The sequence below is a fragment of the Streptomyces sp. NPDC044571 genome, from assembly GCF_040647115.1.
GTDB lineage: Bacteria > Actinomycetota > Actinomycetes > Streptomycetales > Streptomycetaceae > Streptomyces.
On the sequence record NZ_JBEZBN010000005.1, the window covers coordinates 1 to 20895 of the forward strand.

Below are 20895 nucleotides of genomic sequence, written 5' to 3' on the forward strand. Positions count from 1 at the left end.
GCACGGACGGCCGCCCTAAATCAGTCGGGCGCCCGTCGCCGTGATGACGAGGTCGTCCTCGATGCGGACGCCGATGCCGCGCAGCTCCGCCGGCAGGGTCTCGTCGTCCGGCTGGAGGTAGAGCCCCGGCTCGACCGTGAGGACCTGGCCCTCCTCCAGCACCCCGTCGAGGTACGTCTCGGCCCGGGCCTTCGCGCAGTCGTGGACGTCGAGCCCCAGCATGTGCCCGCTGCTGCACAGTGTGTAGCGCCGGTGCAGATCACCCTGCGCGTCCTTCAGCACGCCCCACTCCGCCAGCCCCTCGGCGATCACCTGCATCCCGGCCCGGTGGAAGTCCCGGAAGCTGGCGCCCGGCCGCAGCGCCGCCATGCCGGCCTCCTGGGCGGCCAGCACCAGTTCGTACACCTGCCGCTGCACGGGGGAGAAGCGCCCCGACAGCGGGAGGGTGCGGGTGATGTCCGCCGTGTAGAGGCTGTCCGTCTCCACGCCCGCGTCCAGCAGCAGCAGGTCGCCGCGGTCGAGCCGGCCGTCGTTGCGGATCCAGTGGAGGACGCACGCGTGGGCGCCCGACGCCGCGATGGTGTCGTACCCCGTCCCGTTCCCCTCCGCCCGGGCCCGCAGGCCGAAGACCCCTTCGATCCACCGCTCGCCGCGCGGGTGCGCCAGGGCGCGCGGCAGCGCCCGTACCACGTCCTCGAAACCGGCGGCCGTGTGGTCGACGGCGAGCTGGAGCTGCCCGACCTCCCAGGCGTCCTTGACCAACCGCAACTCGGAGAGCGCGGCGGCCAGTTCGACGTCCGTTGAGGCGTTGCGGCCAACCGGGTCGCCCAGGCTGTCCAGGTGCGCGCAGCGCAGGCCCGTCAGCCGCTCGGCCTCCGCCAGGTCGGGGCGCCGGCCCACCCAGAACTCCCCGTAGCGCCGGTCCCGGTAGAACTCCTCGTTCCCGCCGGCGCGCGGGGAGCGGGGGCGCAGGTACAGCACCGCCTCGTGGCCGTGCGGGCCCGAGGGTTCCAGCACCAGGACGTGGCCCACCTGGTCCTCGCCCGTCAGCCCGGTCAGCCACGCGTACGCGCTGTGCGGCCGGAAGCGGTGGTCGCAGTCGTTGGAGCGCACCTTGAGCTCCCCGGCGGGGATGATCAGCCGCTCGCCGGGGAAGCGCGCCGAGAGCCGGGCGCGCCGGGCCGGGGCAACCTCGTACGCCGCCACCCGCGTGGAGTCGGGCAGCGGCGAAGGGGCCCAGTCGCCTGCCATGAAGCGGGACAACTCGGGTGATACCGGCAGGTCGTGGCTGCCGATGTTGAGGCGGGGAGAGGCGTCGGACACAAGGGCTCCCTCAAGAAGGTGCGAACTGGTGGGCACACAGGTCTTGTCAGTGCAATTTCACATTACTATGTTACAGCTCACACCGCGGCACGTTAATCCCCGTCAAACGCCGTGCAGAGCACCGCAGTTCACGCACCACCTCGCGCACCATTCCCCCACCTCCCCTGCCTCCCAGGAGTCCTTGGTGTCCCAGCACAGAGCTGTGCGTACGTCCCTCCTCTCCGCCGCCGTGGCGGTCACCCTCCTCGCCACCGCGGGACAGGCCGTGACCCAGGCCGCCGAGCGGGGTCCCTCTTCCGCCCCGGCCCCCGCCGCCGCACCCGCCGCCTTCGCCCGGGGCGCCGCCGCACCGAACCCCTTCGACGAGGTCGACCGCCTGGCCTCGCCCAAGGAGGCCGCCCCGGCGAGCGCCCGGACCCCGGGCGGGCTGGCCGTGGACGGCCGCGTCCCCGGAGCCGCCACCCCCGCCCCCGCGAGCAGCGAGCGCACCGAGAAGAACCGGGCCCTCGCCGCCGCGCCCACCGGGAGGACCGCCGCCGGCGTCCCCTGCACCCTCGACGGGATCACCGCCCTCGCCCCGGAGCAGTTCGCCGACTTCCTGGCCGACCCCGCGGTCACCGCCGACGTCTGCCTGCGCGGCCTGATCTGGACCTGGGACGCCCGCCTGACCCCCGTCATGTCCGACGCGCACGTCCAGGCCGTGTCCCGCCGGATATCCGCCCTGGCCGCCTCCCACGACGGGAAGAACTCCTCCCACCTGGAGGAGATGTTCACCTACCTGCACGCCGCGGTGTACCACGACTTCTCGCGCCCCGAGATCGACCTCACCGACGCGCCGACCATCGGGGCCATGAGCAAGGCCGTCACCGACTTCGGCAATGCGGCCCGCACCTTCGACGCCACCGCCTCCAACGCCCGGACCCTGCGCGAAGCGCTCTACGCGACCGGCCCCGGCATGCGCCAGAGCCAGCTGGGCCTGGTGCAGAAGGTCCTGGCCACCATGGACCCGTCGCACACCGCGACCCACCGCGACGCGAACTGGGGCGGCGCCGCCCTCGCCGCCCTCGTGGTCAACTACCTCGGCGTGTACCCGGGCAACGACGACTCCGCCTTCCAGGCCGCGGCCAAGGCCGACGCCTCGTACCGGGCCGCCTTCAAGGCCTTCGCGGGCTACACCCATCTCAAGGGCACCGCCAACGACTGGGTGGCCCGCGACGCGCTGGGCGAATACGGCCGCTTCGGCCAGATCGACGGCCTGCAGAGCCAGGTCGTCGCCGACCTCGGCGCCCTGCTCGAACCGGTCAAGGCCGGCTGGGGCAACGGCAGCGAGCAGTGGGCCAAGATCGTCTCCTGGCTGAACACCTTCGAGGCGTGCAAGCCGTACGGGGTGTGCAAGGAGGACATCGAGAAGGTGCTCTTCCCGAACACCTACACCTACGACAACGGCGCCATCAAGGTCCGCACGGCCCTCGACCGGGCCACCGTCGACCAGCTCTACTACGCGAGCAAGCAGGTCAAGACGCAGTTCCACCGCGTGCTGGGCACGGACCAGCCGCTGGCCGGCGACCCCAACACCTCGCTGAACATCGTGCTGTACGCCTCCCGCGCCGACTACGTGACCTACCAGACGATGCTGTACGGCTACGGCACCAACAACGGCGGCATGTACATCGAGAACGGCGCCACCTTCTACACCTACCAGCGGCGCGTCCCGCAGGACTCCTCCCTCACCCTCGAAGAGCTCTTCCGCCACGAGTACACGCACTACCTCAACGGGCGGTTCGCCGTCCCCGGCTTCTTCGGCGAAGGCCCCTGGTACGAGGGCGACCGGACCACCGCCATGGACGAGGGCACCGCCGAGTTCTTCGACGGCGCCACCCGTGACAACGGCATCGCCGTGCGCAAGTCCCTGGTCAGGGGCATCATCAGCGACACGGCGGGCGGCGGGCCACGGATGACGGTGGAGCAGCTGCTGAACGCCACCTACGACGGCGACGGCTTCCGCTTCTACAACTACGCCGGCACCTTCTTCGAGTTCCTGTGGACCGAGAAGCCCTCGCTCCTGCGCGAGATGTACACCCACCTGCGCGCCAACGACGTGCAGGCGTACGACGCCTGGCGCTACCGGATGGGCGCCGACACCTACCTCCAGCGCGACTACGACCGCTTCCTGGACAAGCAGATCGCCAAGGTGGACCAGCTCTACGTGCCGAACACCACCTTCACGGCCAACGACCGGCTGCGCGACTCCGCGCTCGCGAACGTCAAGTCCTCCTTCGCGGCGGCCACCTACAACACCCCCGACTGCGTCGAGAACGGGGACCCGGGCAAGCGCCGGTTCACCTGTACCGGCCGGATCACCGCAAACCTGAAGAACTGGCGCAGCGACGACCAGAACTTCAAGGACATGTCCGAGACGGTGGACTACTTCATCCTCGACCGGGCGGGCGCCGCCTCCAACAACCTGGCCGACATGAACTGCTCCTTCGGCCCGGTGGAGATCTGGAGCACCCACACGGCCGGGACCTCCGCCTACAGCTGCGAGGGGCCGCTGCGCAGTTGAGCCCCCGGCCGCCCCGGCCCGGTCCGGTCTCCCGACCAGGACCGGGCCGGCGGCGCCAGGATCCCCCGGGCGCCTGGACACCCTAGGCACCTCTAAAAGAATGTGACATATTACTGCCGTGCCCAAGAGACATCCCCTGGACGTCGTGATCATCGGCGCCGGCGTCGTCGGAGCCGCATGCGCGTACTACGCCGCCCGCTCCGGACTCTCCGTGGCCGTCGTCGACCGAGGCCCCGTCGCGGGCGGCACGACGGGCGCCGGGGAGGGCAACCTCCTCGTCTCCGACAAGGAGGCCGGACCGGAGCTCGACCTCGCCCTGCTGTCGGCCGGCCTGTGGCGCGAACTCGCCGCGCTGCTGCCGACGGAGGTCGAGTACGAGGCCAAGGGCGGCCTCGTCGTCGCCCCGGACGAGACCACGCTCAAGGCGCTGCGGGCCTTCGCGGAGGGGCAGCGCGCGGCCGGGGTCGACGCCGTCGAGGCGGGCCCCCACGACCTGCGCGAGCTGGAACCCCACCTGGCCCCGGGCCATGCGGGCGGATTCCACTACCCGCAGGACGCCCAGGTCCAGCCGGCCCAGGCGGCGGCGCGGCTGCTGGCCGCATCGGGGGCGCAACTGCACCTCGGCGAGGAGGTGACCGGCATCCTCACGGGGGCCCGAGGGTCCGGCGGGGTGCGGGGGGTGCGGGGGGTCCGCACCCGCAGCCGTGAACTCCTCGCCCCCGCGGTGGTCAACGCGGCGGGCACCTGGGGCGGCCGCATCGCGGAACTGGCCGGGGTGAGCCTCCCTGTGCTGCCGCGGCGCGGGTTCGTGCTGGTGACGGAGCCGCTGCCGCGGGTGGTCCGGCACAAGGTCTACGCCGCCGACTACATCGCGGACGTCGCGAGCGGATCCGCGGCCCTGCAGTCCTCGGCCGTGGTCGAGGGCACCCCGGCGGGCCCGGTGCTCATCGGGGCGACCCGGGAGCGCGTCGGCTTCGACCGCTCCCTGTCGGTGGAGGCGCTGCGGCGCCTCGCCGTCCAGGCGGCCGCCCTGTTCCCGGTCCTGGGCGATGTCCGGGTCCTGCGCACCTACCACGGCTTCCGTCCGTACCTGCCCGACCACCTGCCGGCGATCGGCCCGGACCCCCGGGTCCCGGGACTGCTGCACGCCTGCGGCCACGAGGGCGCGGGCATCGGACTGGCCCCGGCGACGGGCCTGCTCATCGCCGCCGCCCTCACCGGGGCCGAACCCCCGCTGCCGCCCGACGCGTTCCGCCCGGACCGCTTCGGGCCGTCCGCCGGTCCGGAGTCCGCCCGATGACCCGCACCACGCCGAAGGAGAACGGCCGATGACCCGGACACCACGCACCCTCGTCGGTGGAGCCCCGACCGCGACGTACGTCCTGCGCTTCGACGGCCGGGAGCTCACCGCCCAGGCGGGGCAGAGCATCGCGGCCGTGCTCTGGGCCGCCGGAATCCTCGCCTGGCGGACCACCCGCGAAGGCGACGCCCCCCGCGGGGTGTTCTGCGGCATCGGCAGCTGCCACGACTGCCTCGTCACCGTCAACGGCCGCCCGAACCAGCGCGCCTGCCTCGTCCCCGCCCGCCCCGGGGACACCGTCACCACCCAGGAAGGGACCGGCCGTGCCGACCTCGCCGTCTGACCGAGCGGTGTACGACCTCGCCGTCGTCGGAGCCGGGCCCGCCGGGCTCGCCGCCGCCGTCACCGCCGCCGGGCTCGGGCTGCGCGTCACCGTCCTGGACGCGGGAGAACGGCCCGGCGGCCAGTACTACCGCCACCCCGCACCCGGCCTGGGCGCCGCCCGGCCCGAGGCCCTGCACCACGGCTGGGCCGCCTACGCCGGCCGTGAAGCCGCCCTGCGGGCCCACGAATCGGCCGGCCGGATCACGTACCGCCCGGGCCACCACGTCTGGACCGTGGTCCGCGACGAGGGCGAGGACGGAGGTGGGGACGGGGGCGGCGCCGGCCGCGGGGACGGCCCCACCCGCCGGGGCCGCTGGGCCCTGTACGCCGTCGCGGGCCCGGAGGAGACCGCCGCCACCGTCCACGCCCGCGCCGTCCTCCTCGCCACCGGGGCATACGAGCGGCAACTCCCCTTCCCCGGGTGGACCCTGCCCGGGGTCGTCGGGGCCGGCGGGGCGCAGGCCATGCTCAAGGGCGGGCTCGTCCTGCCGGGCCGGCGGGTCGTCGTCGCCGGGAGCGGGCCGCTGCTGCTCGCCGTGGCCGGGTCGCTCGCCGCGGCCGGGGCCCGGGTGCCCGCCGTGGTCGAGGCCGCCGCCTACACCGGATACGCCGCCCACACCCGCGCCCTGCTGCGCAACCCCGGCAAGCTCGGCGAAGGCGCCATGTACGGCAGCGCCCTGCTCCGCCACGGCATCCGCCTCCTCACCCGGCACGCCGTCATCGAGGCGCACGGCCGCGACCGGGTCGAGGCCGTCACCGTGGCCCGCCTCGACCGGGACTGGCGCCCGGTCCCCGGCACGGCCCGCCGCATCCCCTGCGACGCCCTCGCCGTCGGCCACGGGCTCGTTCCGCAGCTGGAGCCGGCGACCGGCCTCGGCTGCGCCACCCGCTCCTGCGCCGACGGCACCGTCGCCCTGGAGGTGGACGAGCAGCAGCGGACCTCCGTACCCGGCATCTGGTCCGCCGGTGAGACCGGCGGCATCGGCGGCGCCCAACTGGCCCTGGCCGAGGGCGAGATCGCCGCGCGTGCGGTGGCCGGTGCGCCCGTGCCGGCCGCCCTGCGGCGGCGCCGCGCGCGGCTGCGCGGCTTCGCCGAGGCGATGGGCGCCGCCCACCGCCCGGGCCCGGGATGGACCGGCTGGCTGCGTGACGACACCGACGTGTGCCGCTGCGAGGAGGTCCCGGCCGGCCGGATCCGCGAGGCCGTGGCCGACCTGGGCGCCCGGGACGCCCGTACCGTCAAGCTGCTCACCCGGGCCGGAATGGGCTGGTGCCAGGGCCGCATGTGCGGTCCCGCGGTGGCGGCCCTCGCCGGCGCGGAGCCCGCGGCCGACCGACGGCCCCTGTCCTGCCCGGTCCCGCTGCGCCACCTGGCCGAACTGCCGCCAGCCGAGGGCTGATCCGGCCGATCCGGCGGATCCGGACCCTTGTGGTCCCTTCGCACCCACTAGTAAAATGTCACACATCACTCTAGGGAGCTCTCATGACCCACGCGCACACCCCCGCGCCCACCCTGCCCCGCACCCGCCCCTGGCACGGAATCATGGTCGCCACCGCGCTCCCGCTGCGCGAGGACCTCAGCGTCGACTATGACGCGTACGCCGAGCACGTCGCCTGGCTCATCGAGAACGGCTGTGACGGCGTGGTCCCCAACGGCTCCCTCGGGGAGTACCAGACCCTCACCGACGAGGAGCGGGCCCGCGTCGTCCGCACCGCCGTCGAGGCCGCCGGCGACGGCGCCCGCGTGATGCCCGGTGTCGCGGCCTACGGCAGCGCCGAGGCCCGCCGCTGGGCCGACCAGGCCGCCGAGGCCGGCGCCGGGTCCGTCCTGCTGCTGCCGCCCAACGCCTTCCGCGCCGACGAGGCGACCGTGCGCGCCCACTACGCCGAGGTCGCCCGTACCGGGCTGCCCGTCGTCGCGTACAACAACCCCATCGACACCAAGGTGGACCTGACCCCCGGCCTGCTCGCCCGGCTGCACGGGGACGGATCCATCGTCGCCGTCAAGGAGTTCAGCGGGGACGTCCGCCGGGCCTACGAGATCGCCGAGCTCGCCCCCGGCCTCGACCTGCTGATCGGCGCCGACGACGTGCTGCTCGAACTGGCCCTGGCCGGCGCGGTCGGCTGGATCGCCGGCTACCCCAACGCCCTGCCGAGCTCCTGCGCCACCCTCTACCGGGCCGCGGTCGCCGGCGACCTCGCCACCGCGCTGCCCCTCTACAAGTCCCTGCACTCCCTGCTGCGCTGGGACTCCAAGACCGAGTTCGTCCAGGCCATCAAGCTCTCCATGGACCTGGCCGGACGCCCCGGCGGAGCGACCCGCCCGCCGCGTTTCCCGCTCACCGGGGAGACCGAGGCGGCCGTCCGCGCCGCGACCGAGAAGGCCCTCGCCGAGGGCCTCAACTAGCCGACGGGGGACCCCCATGCGTACACGCCACGTCTACCACGCGGTGGACTCGCACACCGAGGGCATGCCGACCCGGGTGATCACCGGGGGAGTCGGAGTGATCCCCGGCGCCACCATGGCCGACAAGCGGCTCCACTTCATCGAGCACATGGACCACGTCCGGACCCTGCTGATGTACGAGCCGCGGGGCCACTCCGCGATGAGCGGCGCCATCCTCCAGCCCCCCACCCGGCCCGACGCCGACTTCGGGGTGCTCTACATCGAGGTGTCGGGCCTGCTGCCCATGTGCGGGCACGGCACCATCGGGGTCGCCACCGTCCTGGTCGAGACGGGCATGGTGGAGGCCGTCGAGCCGGTCACCACCGTCCGTCTCGACACCCCGGCCGGGCTGGTGAGCGTCGACGTCCGCGTCGAGGACGGCGCGGCCACCGCCGTCACCTTCACCAACGTCCCCTCCTTCTGCGTCGGACTCGACCTGAAGGCCGAGGTCCCCGGGTACGGCACGGTCACCTACGACCTCGCCTACGGCGGGAACTTCTACGCCTTCGTCGAACTCGACGCCCTGGGACTGCCCTTCGACCGGGCACGCAAGGACGACCTGATCGCCGCGGGGCTCGCCGTCATGGACGCCGTCAACGCCTCGGGCGACCGGCCGGTCCACCCCGACAATCCCGGCATCGCCGGCGTCAAGCACGTCTACCTCGCCGCCCCCGGATCCGACGCGCGCCGGTCCCGGCACGCCATGGCCATCCACCCGGGCTGGTTCGACCGCTCGCCCTGCGGTACGGGTACGAGCGCGCGCATGGCCCAGCTGCACGCCCGCGGACTGCTGGACCTCGGCGCCGACTTCGTCAACGAGTCCTTCATCGGGACCGAGTTCACCGGCCGGCTGATCGGCGACACCACGGTGGGCGGGCGACCGGCCGTCGTGCCCACCGTCACCGGGCGGGCGTGGATCACCGGGACCGCCCAGTACTTCCTCGACCCGTCCGACCCCTTCCCCGGAGGGTTCCTCTTGTGATGCGGACCGTACGGACCGAGGACTACCACACCGCCGGTGAACCGTTCCGGATCGTCGACGCCGCCGCGGCGGGACTGCCGCCGGTGCCCGGCGACACCGTCGCCGAGCGCTGCGCCACCGCGATCGGCCCCGGGGGCTCCGGGACGGCCCCGCGCCGGGGCCCGCTGGACGACGTACGGCGCCTGCTCGTGCAGGAGCCGCGCGGTCACGCCGGGATGTACGGCGGGTTCGTCGTGCCTCCGGACGACGACGGGGCCCACTTCGGGGTGCTGTTCTGGCACAAGGACGGCTACTCCACCGCCTGCGGCCACGGCGCGATGGCGCTCGGCGCCTGGGCCGTGGACACCGGCCGGGTCGCCGCCCCCGCCGACGGGGACGTCCGGGTACGGATCGACGTGCCCTCGGGGCGGGTCGGCGCGACCGTCCACCGGGCCGGCGGCCGCACCACGGGGGTCACCTTCCGCAACGTCCCGGCCCGGGTGGGCGCCCGCAAGGTGCCGGTCGCCACCACCCTCGGGCTGGCGGAGGTGGACATCGCCCACGCCGGGGCCTGTTACGCCTCCGTCGCCGCCCGCGACCTGGGCCTGGAGGTCTCCCGGGCCGCGCTGCCCGACCTGGTCCGGGCCGGCCGGGAGATCCGCGCCGCCCTCGCCACGCACCCGGGCACCTGGCACCCGGGCGGGCCGCTGCTGTCGGGGGTGTACGGGGTGATCCTGTACGAGGAGCTGCCCGACACCCCTTTCGGCCCGCACCAGCGCAATGTCACCGTGTTCGCCGACGGGCAGATCGACCGCTCGCCCTGCGGCTCGGGGACCTCGGCTCGCCTTGCGCTACTGGCGGAGGACGGGCGGCTCGGCGCGGGCGAGGACCTGCTGCACGAGTCGGTGGCGGGCACGGTGTTCACCGGCCGGCTGGTCCCGCAGGACCCCGCGGGGAGGGGCGCCGGCCTGGTCACGGAGGTCACCGGGGCGGCGTACCGCACCGGTGAGCACCTCTTCACGCTCGACCCGCAGGACGCCCTCGGCGCCGGGTTCCTGCTGTGATCCCGCAGTTCGGGGCCGAGCGGATGGCCGCGCTGCTCACCCCGGCCGCGGCGGCGGACGCGCTGGCGGACGCCCTGCTCGCCGGGCTGGACCCGGAGGCGGGGCCGCCGCGCAGCGCCCTGGCCGTGCCGGGCGGGGAGTTGCTGCTGATGCCGGCCGCGTCGGGCGCGTACGCCGGGGTGAAGGTCGCGGGGGTGGCGCCGGGCAACCGGGCGCTCGGCCTGCCCCGGATCACCGGCTCCTACCTGCTGCTGGACGGCCCGACCCTGCAGCCGCTGGCGCTGTTCGACGGCGCGGCCCTCACGGCGCTGCGCACCCCGGCGGTCTCGGCGCTGGCCCTGCGCCACCTGGCCCCCGCGGGGCGGCCCCTGCGGCTGGTGCTCTTCGGCTCCGGTCCGCAGGCCTACGGCCACCTCGACGCGGCTCTGGCCGTGCGGGAGTTGTCGGAGGCGGTGGTGGTCGCCCGGAATCCGGCCGGTGCGGAGGAGCTCGCGGCGTACGCCCGCACCCTCGGGGTCCCCGCCCGCAGCGGAAGCCCGCAGGACGTGGCGGGCGCCGATCTGGTGACCTGCTGTACGACGGCTCGTGAACCGCTGTTCGACGGGCGTCTGGTGGACCCGGGTGCGGTGGTCGTCGCGGTCGGCTCCCACGAGCCGGACGCGCGGGAGACCGACACGGCCCTCGTGCGACGGGCGGCCGTGTACGTGGAGTCGCGGGCGGCGGCCCTGCGGGAGGCGGGGGACCTGCTGGTACCGGAGGCGGAGGGGGCCATCGGGCCCGGTCATATCAACGGCACCCTGGCCGACCTGGTGACGGGCCGCATGCCCGTGGGCGGGACGCAGAGTTGTCCACAGCTCTTCAAGAGCGTGGGCATGGCCTGGGAAGATCTCGCTGTGGCGGTGGCGATGTACCTCGCCGCCGGAGAGAACAGCGAAACGTGACATTGTACGCTGTTCCTCTGCACGTCGGTGGCGTGAAGGGTGTCGGAGGAAGAGCAATGGGTGACCTGAAGCAGCACAGTCTCATCAAGGCCCAGGAACGGCTCCGCGACCAGGTCGGCCACGCCCTCCGAGCAGCTCTGATAGCGGGCGAGCTGCGCCCCGGCAGCGTCTACTCCGCGCCCGGCCTGGCCGCCGAACTCGGCGTCTCGGCCACACCGGTCCGCGAGGCGATGCTCGACCTGGCCCGCGAGGGCCTGGTGGAACCGGTCCGCAACAAGGGCTTCCGGATCACCGAGGTCAGCGAGCGCGACCTGGACCAGTACACCGAACTGCGCACCATGATCGAGGTGCCGACCATCGGCCGGATCACGAAGATCGCCACCACCGAAGAGCTGGAGGCGCTGCGCCCCATCGCGGAGGAGATCGTCACCAGCGCCCGCGAGCACAACCTCATCGGCTACCTGGAGGCGGACCGCCGCTTCCACCTCTCCCTGCTCGGCCTCGCGGGCAACGACCGGCTGGTCGAGACGGTGGGCGACCTGCGCAAGCGGTCGCGGCTGTACGGGCTGACGGGCCTGGACGAGGCCGGGAAGCTGGTCTCCTCGGCCGAGGAACACATCGAGCTGTTGGACCTGATGATCAGCGGCGACGCGGAGGCGGCCGAGGCCTGCATGATCCGCCACCTCGGCCACGTCCGGTCCCTGTGGGCCCAGAGCCGCGACGAACCGGTGGGCCGCACGCCCGGGGGCCTCGGCTCCGGCCTCGGTTAGCACGACCGGGCGCCGCGTACGAAGCCCTGCCCGCCGACCCGAACCGGGCCCCGAACCGGGCGCTCGAACAGGGCTCGCCCGATCGGGGGATTCCCTGTCGGGACCGGCGCCCTGCTGGGACACTCCTTCCACGACGACCAGTTCGGAGGCCGGTGTGGGGGAACTCGGGATCGCGGTGGAAGACGTGTTCCTGGTGCGGCACGGGGAGAGCGAGGGCAACGCCGCCTACCGGGAGCCGGACAGCGCGTACGCGCGCCGGGTCTTCACCCGGCCGCAGTGGGAGTGGCGGCTCACCCCCAAGGGCGAGGAGCAGGCGGCCGCGACGGGCGCCTGGCTGCGCGACCGGATCCCGGCCGGCCCGCCCGCCTGCGCCGTGTCCCCGCTGACGCGCGCGGTGGAAACGGCCGCCCTCCTCGACCTCCCGGGCAGCGCCTGGCAGCTCGATCTCGGCCTGCGGGAACGGGAATGGGGGGAGTGGGACCACCTCACCCCCGAGCGGCAGCGGGCCGAACTCGCCCGGGGCGAGGAACACCCCGTCCACTGGGGGCCGCCCGGCGGCGAGTCGCTCTCCGACGTGATCCACCGGGTGCGCGTGCCGCTCGCCGCCCTGCTGGCCGAGCCCGCCCGGGCCGCCGTCGCCGTCAGCCACGCCGACACCCTCCAGGCGCTCGCGTTCCTGCTGGCCGGCCATACGCCCGGCACGTGGACGGAGTACTACCGCCACACCGGACCCGTCGCCAACGCGGGGGTGCTCCACTTCACCCGGCGCCACCCCGACACCGGGGCCCTGAGCCCGCACTTCGCCTGGTTCCGCACTCCGCCGGGCCCCTTCCGGCCCTGCCCGGCGAACCCCCGCGCGACCAGTGCCGAACTCCTGGCGGAAGCCCGCCGCGTCCCGCGCATCCCCCGGGAGACGGTGCCGCGGCCCGTCAGCTGACGCACCCGCACGGGGTCGCCCGCCGCGTCCGCATGGGCGACGACCGCCCGCATCACGGCGACGGACCCGGTGGGCGCCGGTGCGGCTCGCAACTGCCCTTCACGGGGGCCGATTTGGACACGGCTGGATAACGGGGGCACCGAAGTCTTGTCAGTGCAATTTCACATTACTATGTTACCGGTCACACCCTAGAGCGCGGCCCTTCACTGGAGTGACCATGACCAAGCGCACCCAACTCGCCCTCGCCACCGCTCTGGTGGCGGCTCTCGCACTCGGCGCCTCGGGCTGCTCCGACCCCAAGAAGGGCTCTGCGGACGGCGGTGCCCCGAACCCCGCCGCCGCCAACGACGGCAAGGTCCTCGGCGGCACCCCCGCCAAGGGCGGCACCCTCACGGTCCTGTCGAACCAGGACTTCGCCCACCTCGACCCAGCCCGCAACTGGGTCATGCCGACGATGGACTTCGGCACCCGCCTCCTCTACCGCACACTCGTCACCTTCAAGGCCGAGCCCGGCAAGGCCGGCAGCGAGCTCGTCCCCGACCTCGCCACCGACCTCGGCACCTCCTCCAACGGCGGCAAGACCTGGACCTTCACCCTCAAGGAGGGCGTGAAGTACGAGGACGGCTCGCCGATCAAGGCCCAGGACATCAAGTACAACGTCGAGCGCTCCTTCGCCCCCGACCTCACCGGCGGCCCCGACTACGCCGCCCAGTACCTCGCGGGCACCGAGGGCTACAAGGGCCCGCTCCAGGGGCAGCACCTCGACTCCGTCAAGACCCCCGACGACCGCACGATCGTCTTCGAACTCAAGCGGCCCGTCGCCGAGTTCTCGGCCACCGCCACCCTCCCCACCTTCGCGCCCGTCCCGCAGTCCCAGGAGAAGGGCACCCAGTACGACGCCCGTCCCTTCTCCTCCGGCCCGTACAAGATCGAGACGTACGACCGCGACAAGAAGCTGGTCCTCGTCCGCAACGAGCACTGGGACCCGAAGACCGACACCGTCAGAAAGGCCTACCCCGACAAGTTCGTCGTGGTGATGGGCCTCAAGGGCGGCCAGATCGACGACCGGATCATCGCCGGGGAGGGCGCCGACGCCTCCGCCGTCCAGTACGCCGACATGCGCCCCGAGAGCGCCCCCAAGGTGCTGCCCAAGCCGGACGTCAAGGCCCGCCTCCTCGCCGAGTCCCAGGGCTGTACGGAGATGCTCCACCTGAACAGCTCCCGCGCCCCCTTCAACGACCCCAAGGTCCGCGAGGCCATGCAGTACGCCGTCGACAAGGAGGCCGTGGTCACCGCCGGCGGCGGCCCGGCCCTCAACGAGGTCGCCACCGCCTACCTGCCCCCGGCCCTCACCGGCGGCAAGCAGGCCGACACCCTGAAGATCGCGCCGGCCGGCGACCCCGCCAAGGCCAAGGAACTCCTCAAGGCCGCGGGCAAGGAGACCCTGAAGGTCTCCCTCACCGTCTCCACCGGCGACAAGGGCAAGGCCGAGGCCATCCAGCAGGGCCTGGCCCGCGCCGGCGTCGAGGTGGTCATCGACACCGTCGACCCCGGCGCCTACTACGACGTCATCGGTGATCTCTCCACCACGCCCGACATGACCCTCACCGGCTGGTGCCCCGACTACCCCTCCGGTTCGACCTGGATCCCCTTCGTCTTCGACGGGCGCACCATCAAGGACAAGGGCAACCAGGGCAACTACAGCCAGTTCCGGGACGAGGCCACCATGAAGCGGATCGACGAGATCAACGCCATGACCGACGCCAAGCAGGCCAACCAGGCCTGGATCGACCTCGACGCGGAGATCATGAAGAAGTCCCCGTCCGTGCCGGTCCTGCTGGAGCGCAAGCCGCTGCTGGTCGGCCCCAATATCGCGGGCGCGTACGGCCACCCCGTGTGGACCGGCACCATCGACTACGCCACCGTCGGTCTCAAGGACCCGTCGAAGAGCCAGGGCTGAGGCGGGGCAGGCAGCACGCGCCATGACCACCACCGCATCCGGTCCCGGCTCCGCTCCCGGTCCCGGCTCCGCACCGGCACCCGGCCCCGCACCCGCCGCGCACGCACCGGCCGGGGACGTCCCCGCGTGCAGCAGCCCCTGGCAGCTCGCCCGGCGGGAACTGCGCCGCCGCCCCGCCGTCCGCGTCAGCCTCGGCGTCGTCATCCTCTTCGTCCTGATGGCCCTGACCGCGCCCTGGCTGGGCGCGCTCGGCGGCTGGTCCCCCGACGAGTTCGACAAGAGCGCCGTCGACCCCTACCTCGGGGGCCTCCCGCTCGGAGACCTCGGCGGGATCAGCCCCGAGCACTGGCTCGGCGTCGAACCCGTCTCCGGCCGCGACCTGTTCGCCCGCGTCGTCACCGGCGCCCAGGTCTCGCTGCTCATCGCCTTCGCCGCCACCGCCATCGTCGTGGTGGCGGGCACCGCGGCCGGGATCGCCGCCGGCTACTTCGGCGGGCGCACCGATGCCGTCCTGTCCCGCCTGATGGACCTGACCATGTCCTTCCCCTCCCTCATCTTCATGATCGCGATGCTGTCGGTGGCGAAGGACGTCAACCGGATCGTCCTCATGACCGCCGTCATCGGCCTCTTCGGCTGGCCCGGCGTCGCGCGCGTCGTCCGCGGCCAGACCCTCTCCCTCAAACACCGCGAGTACGTCGACGCCGCACGCGTCGGCGGCGCCGGCTCCTGGCGGATCCTGACCCGCGACGTCCTCCCGGGCGTCTCCGGACCGGTGATCGCCTACACCACCCTGCTGATCCCCGGCATGATCAGCACCGAGGCGGCGCTGAGCTACCTCGGCGTGGGCGTCCGCCCGCCGACCCCGTCCTGGGGCCAGATGATCGCCGAGTCCGTGGCCTTCTACGAGACCGACCCCATGTACTTCGTCATCCCGAGCACCTTCCTCTTCCTCGCGGTGCTCGCCTTCACCCTGCTCGGAGACGCCCTGCGCGACATCCTGGACCCGAGGGGCGGCCGCAGTTGATCCTCTACCTCCTGCGCCGGCTGCTCGCCCTGGCGGGCGTCCTGCTCGCCATCGCCGCCGTCACCTTCACCATCTTCTACGTCCTGCCCTCCGACCCGGCCGCGGCCGCCTGCGGCAAGACCTGCAGCGCCGAACGGCTGGCCGACGTGCGGGCCTACCTGGGCCTGGACCAGCCGCTGTGGCGGCAGTTCCTCGACTTCCTCACCGGCATCTTCACCGGCCGCACCCTCGGCAGCGGCCAGTATGCCGTCCAGTGCGACTTCCCCTGCCTGGGCTACTCCTACGAGAACTCCCTGCCCGTGTGGGACCTGCTGATGGACCGCCTGCCCGTATCGGCCTCCCTCGCCCTCGGCGCCGCCGTGCTGTGGCTGGTCCTCGGCCTCGGCGCCGGCGTGACCGCCGCCCTGCGCAAGGACACCGCCACCGACAAGGCCCTGATGGTCGGCGCGGTCGCCGCGGCCTCCCTGCCGGTGTACTTCACCTCCGTGATGCTCATCTACGGAGTCATCCGCGTCGCCGGGCTGCTGCCCTACCCCACCTACCAGGCCTTCGCCGACAACCCGCTCGCCTGGGCCTCGAACCTGCTGCTGCCCTGGACCGCGCTCGCCCTGCTGTACGCCGCCATGTACGCCCGCCAGAGCCGCGGGTCGATGATCGAGGCGATGGCCGAGCCGTACATCCGCACCGCCCGCGCCAAGGGCATGCCCGAACGCACCGTCGTCGTCAAGCACGGCCTGCGCTCCGGCATGACACCGATCCTCACCATCTTCGGCATGGACCTGGGCGGGCTGCTCGCCGGAGCCGTCATCACCGAGTCCATCTTCGGACTCCCGGGCATCGGGCGGCTGTTCTACGGCGCCCTCGTCAGCTCCGACCAGCCGGTCGTCCTCGGGGTGACGCTGCTCGCCGCCTTCTTCATCGTCGTCGCCAACCTCGCGGTCGACCTCCTGTACGCCGTCATCGACCCGAGGGTGAGGTACTGATGGTCGCCCAACTCGACGCCGCTCTCCTTGAAGTACGTGATCTGCGCGTCACGTTCACCACCCCGCACGGCCCCGTACGGGCCGTCGACTCGCTCGGCTTCACCGTGGAGGCCGGGCGCACGCTCGGCATCGTCGGGGAGTCCGGGTCCGGCAAGTCGGTCACCTCGCTCGCCGTCATGGGCCTGCACCGGGGCGCCGAGGTCACCGGCTCCATCAGGCTCGCCGGACAGGAGCTGACCGGGATGTCCGAGAAGGCGCTCTCCCGGCTCCGCGGCCGCAAGATGGCCATGATCTTCCAGGATCCGCTGTCCAGCCTGCACCCCTACTACACGGTCGGCGAGCAGATCGCCGAGCACGTCCGGGTCCACTTCAAGGCCGGCCGGGCCGCCGCCCGCCGCCGCGCCGTCGACATGCTCGGCGAGGTCGGCATCCCGGAACCGGCCCGCCGGGCGGGGGAGTACCCCCACCAGTTCTCCGGCGGGATGCGCCAGCGCGCGATGATCGCGATGGCCCTGGCCTGCGAGCCCGACCTGCTGATCGCCGACGAGCCCACCACCGCGCTCGACGTGACCGTACAGGCGCAGATCCTGGAGCTGATCGCCCGGCTCCAGGAGGAGCGCGGCCTCGGCGTCGTGATGATCACCCACGACCTGGGGGTGGTCGCCCGCGTCGCCCACGAGGTGCTGGTCATGTACGGCGGCCGGGCCGCCGAACAGGCGGGCGCCGACGCCCTCTTCGCCGAACCCGCCCACCCGTACACACGGGGCCTGCTGGACTCGCTGCCCCGGCTGGACGACGCCGACGACGAGCCGCTGCGGGCCATCCCCGGCTCGCCGCCCTCCCTGCTCGCACCGGCCCCCGGCTGCGCGTTCGCCCCGCGCTGTCCGAAGGCGGCGGCGCGCTGTGCCGACGTACGGCCGCAGTGGGAGGCGTACGGGAAACAGCCCGGGCGGAGCGTGGCCTGCCACTTCGCCGGAGACCGCAGCACCGCGGAGGCGGCCCGATGACCACCGACACCCTGCCCGCCGGAACCTCACCCTCCGGCACCTCGTCCTCCGACACCCTGCTCTCCGTACGGGACCTCACCATGGCCTTCCCCGGCCGGCGGTCGGCGACCGGGCGCCGGGGGGCGCCCGTGCGCGCCGTCGACGGGGTCTCCTTCGACCTGGCGGCCGGCCAGACCCTCGGCCTGGTCGGCGAGTCGGGGTGCGGGAAGTCCACCACCGGCCGGATGCTGGTGCGGCTGCTGGAACCCACCTCGGGCAGCATCTCCTTCGAGGGCAAGGACATCAGCCGGCTCTCCCAGCGGGCCCTGCGCCCGCTGCGCCGCGATATCCAGATGGTGTTCCAGGACCCGCACTCCTCCCTCAACCCCCGCCAGACGGTGGCCCGGATCATCTCCGATCCGCTGCTCGTGCAGGGCTCGTCGGCCTCGGACGCCCGCCGCCGGGCGGCCGAGCTGATGGAGCTGGTCGGGTTGATCCCGGAGCACATCGACCGCTACCCGCACGAGTTCTCGGGCGGGCAGGCCCAGCGCATCGGCATCGCCCGCTCGCTGGCCACCAGCCCGCGGCTGATCATCGCCGACGAACCCGTCTCCGCGCTCGACGTCTCCGTACAGGCCCAGATCGTCAACCTGATGGAGCGGCTGCGCCGCGAACTCGGCCTCGCCTACGTGTTCATCGCGCACGACCTCTCCGTGGTCAAGCGGGTCAGCGACCGGGTGGCCGTCATGTACCTCGGCCGGATCGTCGAAATGGGCGAGAAGCGCGCCCTGTACGAGAACCCCCAGCACCCGTACACCCGGGCGCTGCTGTCCGCCGTGCCGCTGCCCGATCCGGCGGCCGAGCGGCGGCGTGAGCGGATCGTGCTGCTCGGTGATCCGCCGAGCCCGGCCGCCCCGCCCCCGGGGTGCACCTTCCACCCGCGCTGTCCCATGGCGCAGGAGATCTGCCGCACCGAGCGGCCGCTGCTGAGGCTCGCCGCCTCACGCGAGGTGGCCTGCCATCTGGTGTAGCGCAAGGGCCCCGGGCGCCTGACGGGGACCCCGGGAAAGGAGGAACCCCGGAGCCGACACGATCGGCTCCGGGGTTCTTCGCCGCTACAGGCCCAGTTCCCGGCGGAAGAAGTCCAGTTCCTGGGTCATGATCTTCTCCCGCGTGCCGTGCGGGGTCATGTGCGTGACCCCGGGCAGGGCCAGGAGCCGGTGCGGGCGGCCCGCGTCCGTCAGCGCCTGGGACAGCCGCAGCGTGTGGGAGGGGTGGACGTTGTCGTCGGCCAGCCCGGTCACGAGCAGCAGGGGCCGGGACAGTTTCGGGGCGTCCGCGATCAGGGAGTCCCGCTCGTACACCTCGGGGTGCTCCCCGGGCAGGCCCAGGTAGCGCTCGGTGTACGCCGTGTCGTAGTGGCGGAAGTCGGTGGGCGCGGCCCCGGCCGCCGCCGCGTGGAAGACGTCGGGGCGGCGCAGCACCGCCAGCGCGGACAGGTAGCCGCCGTAGGACCAGCCGCGCACCCCGACCCGGCCGAGGTCGAGGTCGCCGTGGCGTTCGGCGAGCGCGTGCAGGGCCGCGACCTGGTCCTGGAGGGTGACCTCGGAGAACCCCCGGTACATGGCGTGGGTGAAGGCGGGCGAGACGTACGGGGTGCCGCGGTTGTCGATGGTCACCACCGCGAAGCCCTGGTCGGCCCACCACTGGCGGTGCTGCCAGCGGCGCGGTTCGGCGCTGACGTCCTGGAAGCCGGGGCCGCCGTAGCCGTCGACCAGGACGGGCAGCCGGGTGCCGGGGACATGGCCGCGGGGCAGGACGAGCGCCGTGGGGATGCCGTGCTCCGTGACCCGCTCCAGGACCGGCACCACCCGGTACGGCAGCGGCTCGGACAGGTCGGCGGGGGCGAACTCCCGCCCGTCGGCGGTGCGCACGGTGCGGCGTATGCCGTCGGCGTCGGCGCAGGTCAGCAGCAGCGTCCCGGCCTGCGCGAGGACGCTGTGCACCCCGGGCTCGTCGGCGAGCGGGCTCAGCTCGCCGGTTCCCGGATCCAGCAGCAGTACCTGCTGCTCGGCGGGGTCGCGCTGCCCGGCCTCGATCAGCAGCCGGTCCTGGTGGACGCCGGCCACGCGGCGGACCTGGAGATCGTCCCCGGTGAGCAGCTTCCCGTCCACGGCGAGGGCGCGGGCGGCTCCGCCGGGGGTGTCGGCGGCCGTGAGCAGCCGGCCGTCGGCGAGCCGGGCCGGTGTGCCGGGCACCAGCGGGTCGACCCACTGGGGGTGCGTGGTGCACGACAGTTCCCGGGTGCGGCCGGTGGCCGGGTCGGCGCTCAGCAGCAGCACGTTCTGCTGGAGGCGGTCCTGGACGGTGAGCAGGATCTCGGTGGCCGACTCCCAGTCGGCGTCGGAGACGTACGGGTACCGTTCCGCGTCCCAGTCGAGCCGGACCCGCCCGCCGTCGGGGCCCAGTACCCACAGCTGCACGTCGGCGTTGGGCCCGCCCGCCTCGGGGTAGGCGAAGTCCTCGGCCGGCAGCTCGGGGTGGGCGGGGTCGGCGAACCAGCGCCGCTGGAGGGTGCTTTCGTCGACGCGGGCGGCGAGCAGGGTGAGCCCGTCGGGGGACCACCAGTGGCCGCGGGCGCGGCCCAGCTCCTCGGCCGCGGCGAACTCGGCGAGGCCCCAGCGGGCGCCGTCGTCGGGGCTGATCCGGCCGCCGGGCCAGGTGTGGAGGGCGTCGTCGACGACGTAGGCGGTGCGGGAGCCGTCGGCGTTCAGGCGCGGGTCCAGGGCGGGTCCGGGGGCCGGGATCTCCTCGGGTCGGCCGGTGCCGTCGCAGTCGACCGCGTACAGCCGCCCGTACAGCGCGAAGACGGCGCGGCGGCCGTCGCCGGAGAGGGCGTACGAGCCGATCCCGGCGGCCACGAGCCGGGTCCGCTCGCGCAGTCGGCGCTCGGCGGCGGGGAGGGGGCCGGGGGCGGGGGCGAGGCTGCGGGGGTCGGCGAGGCGGGTTTCGGCGCCGGTGGCGGTGTCGAGGACCCAGAGGCCGTCCAAGGCGTCGGTGGGGCCGGTGGAGCGCAGGAACCAGAGGAGCCGGCCCTCGTCGCCGAAGGTGAACGCCCGCGGGGCGCCGTACGTGAAGCGGGCCGTGTCGGCGGAGAGCCTGAGGAAATCGTCCATGAGGGCAGTGTGACATGTGAAATACCACACGGTACACCGCTGGTTATTAGGCTATTCGAGTGGTGTGCCCCTCGGGG

General features: G+C 73.4%; 17 protein-coding genes. 15 read left to right on the top strand and 2 right to left on the bottom strand.

What is annotated here, in order from left to right; all coding sequences use genetic code 11:
- Positions 1-15: 15 nt before the first annotated feature.
- Positions 16-1323, bottom strand: a complete 1308-nt coding sequence (locus tag AB0B01_RS03960) for an aminopeptidase P family protein (protein ID WP_361712609.1) — start codon at positions 1321-1323, stop codon at positions 16-18.
- A gap of 184 nt (positions 1324-1507) precedes the next feature.
- Between AB0B01_RS03960 and AB0B01_RS03965 the strand changes: the two genes are divergently transcribed.
- The 15 genes from AB0B01_RS03965 to AB0B01_RS04035 all read left to right on the top strand — a co-directional run bounded on the left by AB0B01_RS03965 (position 1508) and on the right by AB0B01_RS04035 (position 18673).
- Positions 1508-3886, top strand: a complete 2379-nt coding sequence (locus AB0B01_RS03965; protein ID WP_361712611.1) for a collagenase — start codon at positions 1508-1510, stop codon at positions 3884-3886.
- Between the two features lie 118 nt (positions 3887-4004).
- Positions 4005-5186, top strand: a complete 1182-nt coding sequence (locus AB0B01_RS03970) for an FAD-binding oxidoreductase (protein ID WP_361712613.1) — start codon at positions 4005-4007, stop codon at positions 5184-5186.
- Positions 5187-5214: 28 nt separating this feature from the next.
- Positions 5215-5529 carry a (2Fe-2S)-binding protein gene (locus tag AB0B01_RS03975; RefSeq protein ID WP_361712615.1) on the top strand — a complete coding sequence of 105 codons (315 nt, stop codon included), beginning with the start codon at positions 5215-5217 and terminating at the stop codon, positions 5527-5529.
- On the top strand, positions 5510-6970 hold the full coding sequence (locus tag AB0B01_RS03980; RefSeq protein ID WP_361712616.1) for an NAD(P)/FAD-dependent oxidoreductase: 1461 nt from the start codon (positions 5510-5512) through the stop codon (positions 6968-6970). The genes AB0B01_RS03975 and AB0B01_RS03980 overlap by 20 nt, the downstream gene beginning before the upstream one ends.
- 83 nt (positions 6971-7053) lie before the next feature.
- The gene (locus AB0B01_RS03985; RefSeq protein WP_361712618.1) at positions 7054-7977 is read left to right on the top strand and encodes a dihydrodipicolinate synthase family protein; all 924 of its coding nucleotides are present in this window, start codon (positions 7054-7056) and stop codon (positions 7975-7977) included.
- 16 nt (positions 7978-7993) lie between these two features.
- On the top strand, positions 7994-8998 hold the full coding sequence (locus AB0B01_RS03990) for a proline racemase family protein (protein WP_361712620.1): 1005 nt from the start codon (positions 7994-7996) through the stop codon (positions 8996-8998).
- Complete coding sequence (locus AB0B01_RS03995) at positions 8998-10041, top strand: proline racemase family protein (RefSeq protein ID WP_361712622.1); 1044 nt, start codon at positions 8998-9000, stop codon at positions 10039-10041. Before AB0B01_RS03990 ends, AB0B01_RS03995 begins: the two co-directional genes overlap by 1 nt.
- Positions 10038-10982, top strand: coding sequence for an ornithine cyclodeaminase family protein (locus tag AB0B01_RS04000; protein WP_361712624.1), 945 nt, complete (start codon positions 10038-10040; stop codon positions 10980-10982). The genes AB0B01_RS03995 and AB0B01_RS04000 overlap by 4 nt, the downstream gene beginning before the upstream one ends.
- Before the next feature lie 56 nt (positions 10983-11038).
- On the top strand, positions 11039-11752 hold the full coding sequence (locus AB0B01_RS04005; RefSeq protein ID WP_361712626.1) for a GntR family transcriptional regulator: 714 nt from the start codon (positions 11039-11041) through the stop codon (positions 11750-11752).
- Positions 11753-11906: 154 nt separating this feature from the next.
- Entirely contained in the window at positions 11907-12689 is a 783-nt protein-coding gene (locus AB0B01_RS04010; RefSeq protein ID WP_361712628.1) for a histidine phosphatase family protein, read from the top strand.
- A 217-nt stretch (positions 12690-12906) separates the two neighbouring features.
- Positions 12907-14649, top strand: a complete 1743-nt coding sequence (locus AB0B01_RS04015) for an ABC transporter substrate-binding protein (protein ID WP_361712630.1) — start codon at positions 12907-12909, stop codon at positions 14647-14649.
- Between the two features lie 22 nt (positions 14650-14671).
- The gene (locus AB0B01_RS04020; protein WP_361712632.1) at positions 14672-15673 is read left to right on the top strand and encodes an ABC transporter permease; all 1002 of its coding nucleotides are present in this window, start codon (positions 14672-14674) and stop codon (positions 15671-15673) included.
- Entirely contained in the window at positions 15670-16656 is a 987-nt protein-coding gene (locus AB0B01_RS04025) for an ABC transporter permease (protein WP_361712634.1), read from the top strand. The genes AB0B01_RS04020 and AB0B01_RS04025 overlap by 4 nt, the downstream gene beginning before the upstream one ends.
- Positions 16656-17663: an ABC transporter ATP-binding protein gene (locus AB0B01_RS04030; RefSeq protein WP_361712636.1), complete on the top strand. Its 1008-nt coding sequence runs from the start codon at positions 16656-16658 to the stop codon at positions 17661-17663. The genes AB0B01_RS04025 and AB0B01_RS04030 overlap by 1 nt, the downstream gene beginning before the upstream one ends.
- Entirely contained in the window at positions 17660-18673 is a 1014-nt protein-coding gene (locus AB0B01_RS04035) for a dipeptide ABC transporter ATP-binding protein (protein WP_361712638.1), read from the top strand. Before AB0B01_RS04030 ends, AB0B01_RS04035 begins: the two co-directional genes overlap by 4 nt.
- An 84-nt stretch (positions 18674-18757) precedes the next feature.
- Here the strand turns inward: AB0B01_RS04035 and AB0B01_RS04040 are convergent, their stop codons facing one another.
- Positions 18758-20818: a prolyl oligopeptidase family serine peptidase gene (locus AB0B01_RS04040; RefSeq protein ID WP_361712640.1), complete on the bottom strand. Its 2061-nt coding sequence runs from the start codon at positions 20816-20818 to the stop codon at positions 18758-18760.
- Between the last annotated feature and the right edge of the window lie 77 nt (positions 20819-20895).